This is a genomic window from Mycobacterium sp. MMS18-G62, assembly GCF_053877835.1.
The window spans coordinates 95,497-110,434 of record NZ_CM132662.1; the positions used below are offsets into that span (position 1 = coordinate 95,497).

Consider the following 14,938-nt stretch of genomic DNA (forward strand, 5'->3'; position numbering starts at 1 on the left):
CGTATCTCCCTAGGCATCGCGAGCGTAGCTCCGGGCGCCGACAAGTCTCGGGATCCGCATCGGCATGCCCTACGGTTAATCGTGTGACCGACCGCTACCGCACGTTGCTGTTGCTTCGGCACGCCAAGTCGGACTATCCGCCGGGGGTGCCTGATCACCAGCGTCCGCTCGCCTCACGCGGTGAACGCGAGGCAGGGCTGGCCGGTGACTGGCTGCGGGCACATGCTCCCGCGATCGACGCCGTGCTGTGTTCGACGGCGACCCGCACGCGCCAGACCCTGGCGCGTACCCGCATCGACGCGCCCGCGGAGTATGTCGACCGGCTCTACGACGCGACGCCCGGGGCGGTGATCGAAGAGATCAACAAGGTCAGTACCGACGTGGAGACTCTATTGGTGATCGGGCATGAACCGGCGATGTCGTCGGTCGCGCTGGCACTCGCTACCGCTGACGGCAGTAATACGACTGCAGCCGAACGCATTTCGACGAAGTTCCCGACATCGGCGATCGCCGTGCTGCGTACTGCCGAGCCGTGGGAGGTGCTGACGCTCAGCAGCGCTGCGCTAGTGACGTTCCACGTGCCCCGCTAGGACGCAGTCGCCAGCGTCAGCTCCATCAGCTTGATCGCCATCGCGCACGCGTCGATGCCCGGTGCCTGCGGGTTCACCCACCAGCCGACCGCGCCGCCGGCGTCGCTGGCCACCCCGCACGCGCCGTTCGGGTCAGTGGTCCGCATGACGATCGACGGGACACCGGCGATCGAACGGTTCTCGATCTGGTAGTTCAGCTGCTGCGCGGTCTTGCGCTCGTTGTCCAGGCTGTCCTGCTCGAACCAGAAGCGGGTGATGTCGATCAGGCCTGCGGGGTTGGCCGCCTGCCAGCGGCACACCGCCCCGACGAACGTGCTCTGGATGTCCAGTGGGTCGGCACCGACGGTCTTCGCGAGGATGTCCGTGGTCAGCACCTCGCATTCCTTGAGCAGGTTCGGGTACTGCTTTTCTGAGTTGTCGTTGCGCGGCACGTCGCCGCCGCCGGACTTGGCCGCCGTGCCCTCGACGGTCTTCGTGCATCCGGTCAGCACCGAGAAGGCTGCCACGGCGGCGATCAGTGCGGCCAGCGCGCGGCGGCCGAGAAGAGACCGGGTCATTTCGAATTCACTATCGATTGGCGGGTCAGTTCTTTGGCCACATCACAGGGATCGGGGAACGGCTGCTCGGCGAAGCTGATCGACCACTCGATGAAGTCGTCCTTGAACTGGATGCCGACCTCGCAGAGGTTGTTGCCGAGGTTTTGGTCGTCGCCGATCGCGATGAACCCGCTGTGGCCCTCGATGTTGATGTCCTCGACGCTGGTGCGCGACAGCTCTTCTGTCTTGCGTTCCCGCCCGATCGGGCTTCCGCGGTACCAGGTGAACGAGAAGTGCGGTCCCAGGATGCCGCCGCCCTGCAGCCACTGGCATCCGATCGAGTTTCGGGCCGTGTTGACCAGCCCGGTAACCCGCGTCTGCTGGGCGATCGTCTGGTCGGTGACGCCACCGCACTCCGGAAAGAACGGGCCGTGCGTGGCGTTCGGCGTCGGCGGCGGCGATTGCGGCGCGCTAGGAGAGTTCGGCTGCGAATCAGAGGAGCATGCGGCGAACACCGGAATCATCGCCGCAGCCGCAACGGCCAGCGCCTTGGCGCTCGAGCTGCACCTGCTGGTGGTCACGCCATGCACTGTAGCGGCAGCCCACTACCTCAACCACCGACAGGCCGATTGACCAGCTCTTTTATCGAATTCTCAGGTGTTGCGGCCTAACACAACTCGGCGACAATCGCGGCGGAGTCCAGCCCGCGGCACTTACCACGTGACCGGCCACGCTTGGGCGCTGCAGGGATTCGAGTAGTCGATTACTCGTGTGCCGCTGCTTGCCGGCGAAATACGTTCGCACCGTATCGCCGACCGCGATGTCCCGAGTCACACGACTCGTCGGCGCCCAGCGCGCCGAACAACCATGGCGTGAGAGGTCATTCTCATGGAAGAGCTGTTCCGCTTCATCCAGCAGGCGTTCGTGATTTCCGAACCTGGTCGTCCCATCGACCTGGCAACGGAATCGGACTTCCAGAAACAGCTGCGCGATTTGGTTGGCGGCGGGCAACCGTACAGCCAGGTGCGCGCCGCGGCGGCAAAGCTGCTCGACGATGTCTTCGACAACGGTGGCAACAGCCAGAACGCAGTCAACGACCAAAACGGCGGCAGCTACCGCGAGAGCCTCCAGCGGGCCCGACAATACGACCACCTGCACGACACACTGCTGGCGATGACGACGGTCACTGTGGACAACGTCAACCAGACGGTCAAAGACACGTTCGGCGAGTACGCCAGTGAGCTGGTGAAAACCACGCAATTCCAGACCGATAAGACAGTAGCCAGCGACGTCCTCGTCGCGGTCAAACTCGTCACCCGATTCGACCACGTCGACGTCGCCGCGATCACCACAATGCGTCGGGTCATCGCATTCATCGAAGATCTCGCCGCCGGACGCGTGCCGACCGGCTGGCATCCCCTCCAACTCGCGGAACCGTCCAACGCAGCGATCGACGGCGGCGTGGCCGCCGTGACACGCACGCCCACCGACATGTCGGTGTGGTGGATCGGCAAGGACGGCTCCGTGCAGACCGCGCAATGGACCGACACGAAGGGGTGGATCGATCCGGCAGCCGTAGCGGGTCCGCGCAGCGCCGCGCCGTCAAGCGGTCTGGCGGCCGTCAGTCGCAGCGCCGACGACATGCAGGTGTGGTGGGTCGCCGACGACGGGTCGGTACACACCGCCGCGTGGACGGAGACGCACGAGTGGGGCGAACCCGTCGAGGTGGCGGGCCCGCACAGCGCGGCGACGTCGAGCGGACTGGCGGCCCTGAGCCGCAGTGCCAGCGACGTGTTGGTGTGGTGGATCGGTGAGGACGGCGCGCTGCACAACGCGTGGCAGATCAATGGTGGCGACTGGCAGGTCAGTCAGCTCGCCGATCCGCACAGCGCCTCGACAGCCAGTGGCATTGCCGTGTTGTCGCGCAGCGCAACCCACATGGAGGTGTGGTGGGTCGGCGAAACCGGGGAGGTGTCCGGAGCCTGGTGGATCCAAGGCGACGGATGGCACGGCCCGTACACGGTTGCAGGTCCCCACAGCGCCGCGAAGTCGAGCGGTGTCGGGGCCGTGACGCGCACGTCCACCGATATGGACGTGTGGTGGGTCGGCGAGAGCGGTGAGGTACTCGACGCCCATTGGACCAAGGCCGACGGGTGGCACAAGCCGGTGCAGCTGGCCGGCGCGCACAGCGCGTCGACGTCGAGCGGGATTGCCGCGCTTACCCGTACGTCGACGCACATGTTGGTGTGGTGGATCGGTGAAATGGGATCCGTCCAAGGCGCGCAGTGGACTCCCGACGAATGGTCACCGCCTGCCACGGTGGCAGAGGCCAATAGCGCCTCGGCATCCAGTGGTCTCGCGGCGCTGACCCGGATTGCCACACATATGGAGTTGTGGTGGGTCGGCAAGGACGCCGCGGTGCAGGACGTGTGGTGGCTGGACGCACCGACACCTGGCTCCCCCACCGACAACCTGCGCGTGTTTCTCGGACGACCCCTGCAGATTCCGGCGAATTACCTGCCGCCGCCCCCAGCACGGCGGACCGTCGACAACTCGCCAGCCGAGCAAGGCGACGACCCGCACAACGACGTCGTGCGTGAGCACGACGCACTGTATGAGGCCTATCAGACGCTGATGACCGCGCGCCCTGCGCAACTGGCGATCACCGCCCTCGGCCAGCCTGATGCTCCACATCTAGCTGGGCCGGCGGAAGTCGTGCACGACCAGGCCCCCGCGGCCGGGCAATCACCCGCGGCGGCCAGCGAGCAGGCATCGGCCGCCAGCACCGTGCTCGGCGTGGCCTCGGCCACCCTGCAATCGATGGACGCGGTGGTTACCGACCACCTTCGCGCGCAGCTGGGCGACCCGGCTACCGCGTCTCTGCACGACGTTCTCGACGTCGTCAAACGGCGCTGGCTCGCAGTGAGTAGTCAGGTGGAGCCGGCACGAGTCCCCGCCCCGGCACGGATATTTCGGCTCGGAACGAACCTGTTCGCCGTGCAGGACTCCGGCGCCCGCCAACTCCACCTGGCGCAGGACGAGCTGCCTGACTTCAGCCACGCCGTCATCCGGCCGGTGGGAATCGGTGATCTGCAGATCGTGCGCCAGACACTGATCGGATACGAACCTGCAGACATCTCCCACATCGAGAACGCGCTGCCAGGCGAGTTGATGCGGCGGACCATCCTGCGGGAGGAGACAAGTGAACTCGTCATCACCGACGAGACCGAGACCACGCAGAGCCAGGAGCGCGACACCCAAACCACCGACCGCAACGAACTGGTCGCCGAATCGCAAAAAGAGGCAGGACAGCAGAGCAGCACCACGACCGACCAGACCAGCACCTCGAGCTACGGCCGCCTCGTCGAAAACAGCAAGACCAACTACGCGCGCAGCGTCACCGACCGCGCCGTGAACACCCTGACCCAAACCGTGCGCCAGCAACGCGTCCAACGAGAGCGAAAATTCCTCTCCGACAGAGCCTTTCACCAGCTCGATAACTCCGCCGGCCAAAAGACCGTTCGCGGCATCTACCAATGGGTCGACAAGACCTACCAAGTGCAGGTACTCAACTACGGCAAGCGGTTGCTCTACGACGTGGTCATCCCCGAGCCTGCGGCGTTCCTGATCGACGCGCTGAAAAACGCTGCGCAGCCGGAGAATTTCCAACTGACCAAACCCGTGGAGCCGACCCTCTCGCCCAGTGACCTGACTGCGGCCAACTACGCGCTATGGGCCGCGCAGTACGGGGTAACCGGATCGGTGACGCCGCCTCCAGTGGAGCTGACCACCACCTTCGCCAACACCAACGCCGACGTGGCAGGCGGGTCCATGGACGGCTACGGCAACAAATACAACGACAAACAGTTCTTCAGTCACTTCACCATTCAGGTACCCGACGGCTATACCGCGATCGGCGGCTACATCCAGCGCACCAATCTCAGGTTTGACAAGGCCACCGCAGCCCCCGATCAGCGGTGGCTGGAATTCTTCATCGGCGAGAACACCTTCAAACGCTTCTCCACCAATGACGATTTGAATTACTCGTTCACCCTCAACGGCGAAACCGGCCAGATCCCGGTCACCATGCGCACGTTCTCCCCCACACTGCAGTTCAATTACGCCGTCGGCATCAACTGCCGCCGCACCGACAACGCCTATGAACAGTGGCAGCTCAAGACCCACTCTGTGATCGTCGCCGGCTACCAGCGGCAGCGCACCAACTACCTCGACGAACTGTCCAAATACCAAGCTGCCGTGCGTACTCAGATGGCGCTGGCGCATGGCTTCTCCAGGGACTCGACCATGGAACGCCAAGAACTCAAGAAGGCCTTCCTGAACCTGCTCATGAGCGAGCACTTCAGCGACGTCTATTTCCCCACACCAGATCCCACCGCATTCCCGCCCGACCCCGAGTACGTCAAGAAGTGGGGCGCGGTCACCGCGTTCTTCGAGCGGGCCTTCGAATGGGAACACCTCATGTACCTCTATTACCCCTATTTCTGGGGGCGCAGAGCCAAGTGGGGTGAGCTCATCTTGATCCAAGATCTCGACCCGGCATTCGAGGCTTTCCTCACCGCAGGAGCCGCGCGGGTCGTCGTTCCGGTGCGGCCGGGGTTCGAGAACGCCCTCGCGCATTACCACGAAACCGGCGACGTGTGGATGGGCGAAGAGATCCCCGACATGTTCAGCGAGCAATACGTGTCCATCGTCGCCGAGATCAAGGCCCGCAACGCCGAGCCCGGCAATGAAGTCTGCGTCGCCGAATGGGAAGTGCGCCTGCCGACCACTTTGGTTATGGCGCGCGAAGACAACGAACTGCCCAGCTGGCCGAAGGTGTCTTCGACGCCCGCGCCCGACGCCTGATCCCCTGCGGCACCGTCACGGCCATGGGCAACGACCTGCAAGACCACTTGCGTGCGCGGGCACAGTGGTTCTTCGAAACCCAACTACGCCGCCTCAACATGGACACCTTCATGGGTCTGAACGCCGACACCGCCGATGCCGACGACAAGACCCTGCTGAAGCTGATCAGTGAACCGGCCGCGATCCCGGGGGTCCTGCCCGCTGACGCCCCGCTCGTGTACCTGGACAACCAACAGCCGGCATGGACCGGCGACGAGCATGTCCGGCGCAACGCCTTCGCTGCCGGGCTGATCGGGCGACGTTGTGACTGGTTGAATTTCACCGAGCCGCAACGCATTGTCGAGAACCTCGCCATCCTCGCCGAGGCCGCCTCGAAGGACACATTCGGTTCGGTGCTGGAACCCCAAGCCATCACCGCCGGCTTGGGCCCCTCGGCCCCCGGCGTGCTGCCGCGGCGTAAAGACGCCATGACCGACGACAACGCACAGGCGATCGCTCGCGCGATGATCGCCGACTCGAAACCGTGGCTGCTGCCCGAGCTCTACCGCCCGTCCGACCCTGCCAAGGGGCCCGACCAGTGGTTGACCAACCTCGAGCAGTTCATCGCCGACGTCGAAACCGAGCTGAGCATCGACACCGGCGGCGCACCCGGCGACCGCCCGCAGTTCGACCGCGCCGACGCCGACACGTACCGCCAATGGCTGCGCGATGCGATGAGCCGCCAAATCGGGCAGGAGCCGGCCACCACCTCCACCGACGCGCAACGCCAAGCCTTCTTCGACACCGTCAAAGCTCAACTGCTGCAACTTGTCGCCCCGCCGACCAAGCCGTCCAAGCCACCGAAGCGGCACCCCAAGGCGCCCGACCCATACGTGCCAACGCCCCCGCCGCCGCCGAAATACGTGTACGACATCCGCGTTGAAACCAACGGCTACCCGATGGGTAGCGCGGCGGCATACCCACATTCACACAAGGTGCCCTACTGGGCCCGCGCCATCGCCAACCCACTCAAAGAGGTCTACATCAGCAAGCCCGACTCCGACATGGGGCTGGTCACATTGATCCGCACACTGTATCTGCTCGGCACGATCCCCGAGTCAGTGGCCTCCGGCGACAAGATAACCTGGCGGACAACGACATTCAACAAGGACGACTTCGATGAGTTCTTCCGCCGGCGCACCCATGACAAATACTTCTACGACCAGCCTGACCAGTTCGAGCGCCTCGCGGACCTGCAGACCCGTCTGCGGATCATTCTCGAGACGAAGGGCGAATTCCCCGGCGCGGCGGCCCTGACCTTCTCCCCGATCATCGGCCGGGTGCTCCGGCAAGGCCTGCACCACTTCAAGTTCTGGCTCGACGAACCACAACGCGCCGTAAGCAACGACCAACTACAGAAGGCCCGAACGGATCTCGGCTACGACGAGGCCAAAAGCGAGATGGAGTACTGGTCAGAAAACCACTACCTGATGTTCTCCTCTAATGAATACCTCGCGGGGCAGCTGTGGGAATTCGACGACTTCCAGCCCGGCACGTTTTTCGGCCAGACCGACGGGCTGCTGACCGGCGCACAGCGCAAGGCTCGCGGCAAGGCGCGAGTGCTCAAATGGCTCAACCACCGGCTGATGTTCGGCTGGACGGAATTCAACGCTTCTGGATACCTGCGCGAGCACTTGTGGGCGCTGCTCAATCTCGTCGACTTCGCGATGGACACCGAGGTCCGCGAAAAGGCCACTGTCGTCACCGATTTACTGCTCTTCGACGTTGCCCGTTACCACCACAAGGGCGCCGCGGGCGCCGCGGGTGGACGATCCCAATTCAAGTCCAAGGCGTGCGGCTGGGACAACGCGCTCGACGATGTCGTCGAAATCCTTTTCGGGACACGCGGTATGTTCTGCGACGGCGACTCGCTCATCGGCGCGGCCATGGCGACCACCACCTACACAGTGCCCGATGTCTTGCTCGAAATCGGGGTCAATCCACCCCAGATCGCGATCGAGGACCGCTCCCGCGTGTCGATTGCCTTCGACGAGGCCTACCGCTACGGCATATGGTTCTCCCAGGAATCCGACGAAACCACCTCGCGGCGAGACGGTTACGCCGCCAAGCTGGCGCGGCGGTTCCCGTTCATCGCGGCGGTCAACGACGAAATCGCCCGGACCCACACCGACTACGGCGCCGAGGAGGACAGCACCGTCTTCTGGTGGACCACATCGTCGTTTATGAACGAACAAGTGGTCCACAAGTCACTGGACTGCGTCGACAAGTTCGGCCTCAGCGAAACGGGCATCTGGGCCAAACTGCCTAAGCTGCTGACGCTCTGGATCCCGCTGGTCAAAGCCCTCGGCCTGGGCGGCTTCGCCTACGGCGGGCTCTTCGGGACGTTCAAGTTCCTCGCCGGGCTTGGACCGATCGGCGGCCTGCTCGAGTTGATCACCGACGGTGACTCCGAGGATATCGCCGACGAATTCGCTGTTCTGATCGACGGATCCAGCCGCACCCGCGCGAACATCATCACCTACAGCAACGGCGACGTCATGCTTTCCAGCATCCAGAACTTCCGCGCCGGACAGCTCAACTACCAGTCCAACGTCAACCAAGTCACCCTGAACAAGGCGGTCAACGTCTTCACCACCGCCGGGTTCGCCGGCCTGGACATGTCCGCGCTCACCGTCGCCCTCGCCGGTCTGTTCTCACCGGCCGGCCCGATTGGATCGATCATCGCGCTGGCTGTCGAAGGCGGCCAGGAGGGCACCAACATATTCGGCGACGACGTAGACGGGCCCGGTTGGTGGACCGGCTATCTCGGACTGCCACGAATCGTTCAACACCGCGGCACGGCGATCATCGCCTACCAGTTCGGCGACATCCAGGAGACGCTGGCCCAAACGCAGTCGCATGCCTGGTTTCCCAAAGCGGGATTCACGACCACGGCCGAAGCACGCAGCGCCGCCTACGATGATGACAACTTCTTCCTGTCCGAGCCCTTCGACTTCAGCAAGAACGGCCACTGGCTGTTCGGCAAACTGGTGCACCCCGTCGAAGGCGTCGCGGCCGCCGACTGGCCAGAAGCCTACGTCGGGGTGTTCTCCAACAAGCGCCCAGAGTGGCTGAGCAGCGACGAGGACCAGGACGCCGACGTCTACGCTGAACGGCTGAAAAGCACGCGCGACAACCCGCCCGACAACGACGACCTCAAGAAGCGATGGCCGCAGATCTGGGCGGACCCGCTTCCCAAGGACTACTTCGCCGACAAAGACTGGAATGTCGAAGGCGACAACATCTGGATTGTCCAGGTAGGCAACAAAACTGAGTACGGCGACTTCGAGCAATTCAAAGACCGAGTCCGCACCGCCAAAGTAACCATCGACGACGTCGGCGACCTCGAATGCACCTATCACATGCCCAGACCGCTGACCGAAGGCGGCGGCAGCCAGGCTCTCAGCCTCAAGTACGGCGACAGCGGCGAGTTCACCCTCGACGGCGCGCCCGTGCAAACAGACCTCTACCCGCGATTCGAAAGCCCATACATCCGCGGCGTCAACGCATTTCCGGTCAACAACCGGGTTGAATGGGGTCAGCGCTCCTACACCATCGAATACAACGGCAAAATGCTCACACACGACTTCGTGGACTTCGACTTCACCCAGCCCGACGCCAAGCCCGTCCGCACGCAGACCGATACTGCTGGGGACCCAGACACCCTGCGCGCGTTGGTGATCTTCCCTCATACCGCCGGAGAAGAGATGGAGGAGTCGACCGTCGGGGCGGCAAACGTATCGATGGGCTGCCGCACCGTGGCCGACGATGAGATCATCGCAGTCGGCCCGGTCGACGAGGACACCGATCACGACGCTGAATGGATCTTTCTCGACAAGCCCACCCCGCTGACGCCCGACTTGACGATCGAACTTGCCCATCGCGCGTTCGGCGACGGCGATGACGACGCCGAATGGAACGTCACCTACACGCTCAAGGCCCTAATGGCCGATACGCGACTGCGAGACTGCGCGTTGTCGTTTTCCTCCGTGGCGTTCACCGACGACACCCGCCGCAGCGGGCCCATGCCGATCGCGGTCAAGACCGACCGGTGGCGCGGCTGGCAGGACGTCCCCAATAGCCGGATGACGGGCGCCGTGCTCTTGGTGACGCGCCCGCCCTGGCACCTCAGCTATTACGACCATTGCGATCTGCTGGTCGCGACGCCCGAACTATCGCTCTCGCATCGGCGCCTCGAGGTTTGTCTTGACGCCCCCGGGGTATGGTCCCAAATCCCCTCTGCACCAGGAGGCCCCGAGTTCAGTTCGGCGACAGCCGTGCAGGCGTTCTCGCGCTTCCCCGGCAACGTGGTCGCCTTCGCCCTGTCCCACGGCCGATTGTTCAGCGCGTCTGTCGATCAGAACACCCAGTGGTCACCCTGGACGGCCTCCCCGGATCTGACAACCGACTTCCCACCGGCTCCGGTGCCGTTCGCGGAACCGGGGGCGCTGCGCGCCGCGGCGACGGCCACAGGGGCGGAGATCATCGCGACCGGTTCCGACGGCCACCTGTACGCCAGCTACGACTGGCAGCCCGACCGAGTCAATCTGTGGAGCAGGCTGACGGTCACTGGTTTCGTACTCGACCAACACGGCGAGTGCATGGTCGCTAACGACACACTGCTGGTCCTCGGCACCGACGGATCAGTGTGGGCCGCCCCGCTCGACCGAAACCCGCTGGCCGCCGACCCCGGTTGGACGAAAATCAGCCTGCCGGACGTCGCCGTGCGTAATTACACCGTCGTCGACGAAGCCGCGCCGACACGGCTGCTGGCCGTAGCGAGCGATGGGCGTGTATGGGACGTCACGGTGCAGCTCGGCGTACCGCCACAGTGGACCCTTCTCGGCGTACCGGCCGGCCAGCCCTTACCGCCCGAAACCCGCGTCGCCTGCGCTGCTCCCGACAGCGGACGACTCGACATTGCCGCCGTTTCCGGTGGTACCACATACACCCGCACCTGGAGCGAGTCCGCGTGGGGCCCGTGGACATCAATAATGAACGTAGAACAGCCATTCCGTGCCGCCGACAAGTCGCCCCTGCTGATTCACCGGATCAACCGGCAACTCGAGCTTCTCGTCGAAACCGTCGACGGCGACCTAAAGCGCGCATGGTGGTCGTGAGCGCTCGAGTTTGACGTTGATCGTCACCGTTCGAAGATTGCCGCTTGCGGCGATGTCGCTGAGTTGGTGGTAGCAGGAGGTTTGCGGACGCCGCCGTCGCTGCGTGCCGGACGGAACAACTGGCACTTGGCGAGGTATGCGACAGTTACGAGATGCTCTGGGCGCTGCTGCGACGGTATGTGCGGCCGTATCGACGGCTGCTCAGCATCGTCGCCGTGCTCCAGCTGATCAGCACGTTGGCGTCGCTGTACCTGCCCACCGTCAACGCCGCGATCATCGACGACGGCGTGGCCCGGGGCGATCTGCACGCGATCGTGCGGCTCGGCGGCGTGATGCTTGCGGTCACCGCGCTGCAGGTGTTGTGTGCGGTCGGCGCGGTGTATTTCGGCTCGCGCGCAGGCATGGGTTTCGGCCGCGATCTGCGCTGGGCGATCTTTGGCCACGTGACCGGCTTTTCGGCGGAAGAGACGGCGCGGTTCGGTGCCCCGTCGCTGCTGACCCGCACCACCAACGACGTCCAGCAGATCCAGCTCCTCGTCCAGCTGACCTGCACCATGCTCATCACCGCGCCGATCATGTCGATCGGCGGCATCTTCATGGCTGTGCACCAGGACGCCGGCCTGTCGTGGCTGCTGCTCGTGAGCGTGCCGGTGCTCGCAATCGCCAACTACTGGATCGTGTCACACCTGCTGCCGATATTCCGGCGCGTGCAGCGGCTGATCGACAGCATCAACCGCGTCATGCGCGAACAACTCTCCGGCATCCGGGTCATCCGCGCATTCGCGCGAGAACCCTTCGAGCGCAATCGCTTCGCCGGTGCCAACCAGGACCTCGCCGATGCCGCACTGGAGGCGGGCCGCTGGCAGGCGCTGATGCTGCCCGCCACCACGCTGGTCATCAACATCTCCAGCGTCGCGCTGATCTGGTTCGGCGGAATGCGAATCGACGCCGGCCAGATGCAGGTCGGTTCGCTGATTGCGTTCCTGTCCTACTTCATGCAGATCCTGATGGCGGTCTTGCTGGCGACGTTCATGCTGGTGATGATTCCGCGCGCATCGGTCTGTGCCGAGCGGATCTCCGAGGTGCTGTCCACCACGTCCGCGATCGCCAGCCCCGCGGAGCCGGTACGGCCGGATGAGGTCGAGGGTGAGATCCGCTTGGACGGCGCGACTTTCAGCTATCCCGGTGCTGAGCGCCCTGTGCTGCAGGATGTTTCGCTGACCGCACGGCCGGGGACGACGACCGCGATCGTCGGCTCCACCGGCTCGGGCAAGTCGACGATGGTGTCTCTGATTTGCCGGTTGTATGACGTCACCGGCGGCTCGGTGAGCGTCGGCGGCGTCGACGTGCGCGACTACGACACCGAGCAACTATGGTCGGCGATCGGCCTTGTGCCGCAGCGTGGTTACCTGTTCTCGGGGACGGTCGCCGACAACCTGCGCTACGGCAAGGCCGACGCGACCGACGACGAGATGTGGGAGGCGCTGCGGGTCGCCGCCGCCGACGACTTCGTCCGTGCACACGCCGACGGGCTGGACATGCGAGTCGCCCAAGCCGGCATCAACTTCTCCGGCGGGCAGCGGCAACGGTTGGCGATCGCGCGTGCCGTCATCCGCAGGCCCGCGATCTATCTGTTCGACGACGCGTTCTCCGCACTCGACGTGCATACCGACGCCCGCGTTCGCGCGGCCCTGAAGGAGGTGTCTGCCGGTGCGACGGTCGTGATTGTGTCGCAGCGCATTTCGACCGTCGCCGCCGCCGACCAGGTCGTGGTCATCGACGACGGACGCGTCGTCGGCGTCGGCACGCACCAGAGCCTGCTCGCCGATTGCCCGACCTACGCGGAGTTCGCCGACTCCCAGTGGGTGGGCGCCCGGTGACGCGACCACTCGGCAGGCTTGCGCAAGCGCCGGCGGAGCGGTCCCGCGACTTCAAGGGTTCGGCGATCCGCTTGGTCAAGCGGCTCACGCCGCAGCGGGGGTTGACCTCGCTGGTGATCCTGCTCGGCGTCGGCGGCATCGCGATCGGGGTGATCGGGCCGCGAATCCTCGGGCATGCCACCGACCTGTTGTTCAACGGCGTGATCGGGCGCCAGTTGCCCGCCGGCCTGACCAAAGAGCAGGCGATAGCGGCTGCGCGGGCGCGCGGCGACAATACGTTCGCCGACCTGCTGTCTGGCATGAACGTGGTACCTGGACGCGGCGTGGACTTCGGCGCCGTCGGCCGCACTCTGCTGCTGGCGCTCGCGCTGTATCTCCTTGCCGCGCTGCTGGTTTGGCTGCAGGCCCGGATCCTCAACGTCACCGTGCAGCGCACGATGGTGGCGCTGCGGTCCGACGTCGAAGACAAGATTCACCGGATGCCGCTGCGCTATTTCGATTCACGCCAGCGCGGTGAGGTGCTGAGCCGGGTCACCAACGACATCGACAACATTCAGACCTCGTTGTCGATGACCATCAGTCAGCTGCTGACCTCGCTGCTGACGGTGGTGGCCGTGCTGGTGATGATGGTGACCATTTCCCCGCTGCTGACGTTGCTCACCATCGTGACGGTGCCGCTGTCGTTGTGGGTGACTCGGGCGATCGCCAGGCGGTCGCAGCGGCTGTTCGTCGACCAGTGGCGCAACACCGGCCGCCTCAACGCCCACATCGAGGAGACGTACAGCGGCTTCACCGTGGTGAAGACGTTCGGTCACCGGGCGCGAGCGCAGGAACAGTTCCGGGAGTTCAACGACGACGTCTACCACGCCAGCTTTGGGGCGCAGTTCTTTTCGGGCCTGGTGTCTCCCGCGACGGTGTTCATCGGCAACCTCAGCTATGTCGCCGTCGCGGTGGTCGGCGGTCTGCAGGTGGCGACGGGTCAGATCACGCTTGGCAGCATTCAGGCGTTCATTCAGTACGTACGCCAGTTCAACCAGCCACTGACGCAGGTGGCGGGCATGTACAACACGCTGCAATCCGGGGTGGCCAGCGCCGAGCGGGTTTTCGACCTCCTCGACGCCGAGGAGGAATCGCCCGACCCGCCTGCCACGCTTCCGTCCCCCGATGGGCAACGCCGAAGCGGCCGAGTCGAATTCGAGCACATCAACTTCAGCTACCAGCCCGGCACACCGGTGATCGAGGATCTGTCGCTGGTCGCAGAACCGGGCAGCACCGTCGCGATCGTCGGGCCGACAGGAGCGGGCAAGACGACGCTGGTGAACCTGCTGATGCGGTTTTACGACGTCGACTCCGGCCGGATTCTGATCGACGGGGTCAACATCTCGACGATCAGCCGCGAGTCGCTGCGCTCCCGGATCGGGATGGTGCTGCAGGACACGTGGCTGTTCGGCGGGACGATATACGACAACATCGCGTACGGGCGGCCGCGCGCCGCCGAAGGCGAGGTGATCGAAGCCGCCAAAGCGGCCTACGTCGACCGGTTCGTACACACACTGCCCGACGGCTACCAGACGTGGGTCAGCGACGACGGCGGCAACATCAGCGCTGGTGAAAAGCAGCTCATCACCATCGCCCGCGCATTTCTGGCCCGCCCGCAGCTGCTGGTTCTCGACGAGGCCACCAGTTCCGTGGACACCCGAACAGAGCTGTTGATCCAGCAGGCGATGGGCGAGCTGCGCCGCGACCGGACGAGTTTCATCATCGCGCACCGGCTTTCGACGATTCGCGACGCCGACATCATCCTGGTGATGGAGGCGGGCAGGATCGTCGAGCGAGGCAGCCATGCCGAGCTGTTGGAACGTCGCGGCGAATACTGGGCCATGACCCAGGCGTAGAAGGCAGGATGT

7 protein-coding genes are annotated in these 14,938 nt (G+C 64.7%); 5 read left to right on the plus strand and 2 right to left on the minus strand.

Features of this window, described 5'->3' with window-relative positions:
• The first annotated feature begins 83 nt into the window (after positions 1-83).
• On the plus strand, positions 84-590 hold the full coding sequence (locus ACWW36_RS00475; protein ID WP_456139669.1) for a SixA phosphatase family protein: 507 nt from the start codon (positions 84-86) through the stop codon (positions 588-590).
• Here ACWW36_RS00475 and ACWW36_RS00480 read toward each other — a convergent pair.
• Complete coding sequence (locus ACWW36_RS00480; RefSeq protein ID WP_456139670.1) at positions 587-1,147, minus strand: DUF3558 domain-containing protein; 561 nt, start codon at positions 1,145-1,147, stop codon at positions 587-589. The two genes, ACWW36_RS00475 and ACWW36_RS00480, sit on opposite strands and share 4 nt — an antisense overlap.
• Positions 1,144-1,716: a DUF3558 domain-containing protein gene (locus ACWW36_RS00485; protein WP_456139671.1), complete on the minus strand. Its 573-nt coding sequence runs from the start codon at positions 1,714-1,716 to the stop codon at positions 1,144-1,146. Before ACWW36_RS00485 ends, ACWW36_RS00480 begins: the two co-directional genes overlap by 4 nt.
• Before the next feature lie 298 nt (positions 1,717-2,014).
• On the opposite strand from ACWW36_RS00485, the gene ACWW36_RS00490 reads away from it, so the two are divergent.
• The 4 genes from ACWW36_RS00490 (at position 2,015) to ACWW36_RS00505 (ending at position 14,926) form a co-directional block, all read left to right on the plus strand.
• On the plus strand, positions 2,015-5,992 hold the full coding sequence (locus ACWW36_RS00490; protein WP_456139672.1) for a hypothetical protein: 3,978 nt from the start codon (positions 2,015-2,017) through the stop codon (positions 5,990-5,992).
• Between the two features lie 23 nt (positions 5,993-6,015).
• Positions 6,016-11,151, plus strand: coding sequence for a hypothetical protein (locus tag ACWW36_RS00495; RefSeq protein ID WP_456139673.1), 5,136 nt, complete (start codon positions 6,016-6,018; stop codon positions 11,149-11,151).
• Between the two features lie 152 nt (positions 11,152-11,303).
• Positions 11,304-13,031, plus strand: coding sequence for an ABC transporter ATP-binding protein (locus ACWW36_RS00500; protein WP_456139674.1), 1,728 nt, complete (start codon positions 11,304-11,306; stop codon positions 13,029-13,031).
• Positions 12,980-14,926 carry an ABC transporter ATP-binding protein gene (locus tag ACWW36_RS00505; RefSeq protein ID WP_456139675.1) on the plus strand — a complete coding sequence of 649 codons (1,947 nt, stop codon included), beginning with the start codon at positions 12,980-12,982 and terminating at the stop codon, positions 14,924-14,926. Before ACWW36_RS00500 ends, ACWW36_RS00505 begins: the two co-directional genes overlap by 52 nt.
• Positions 14,927-14,938: the final 12 nt, after the last annotated feature.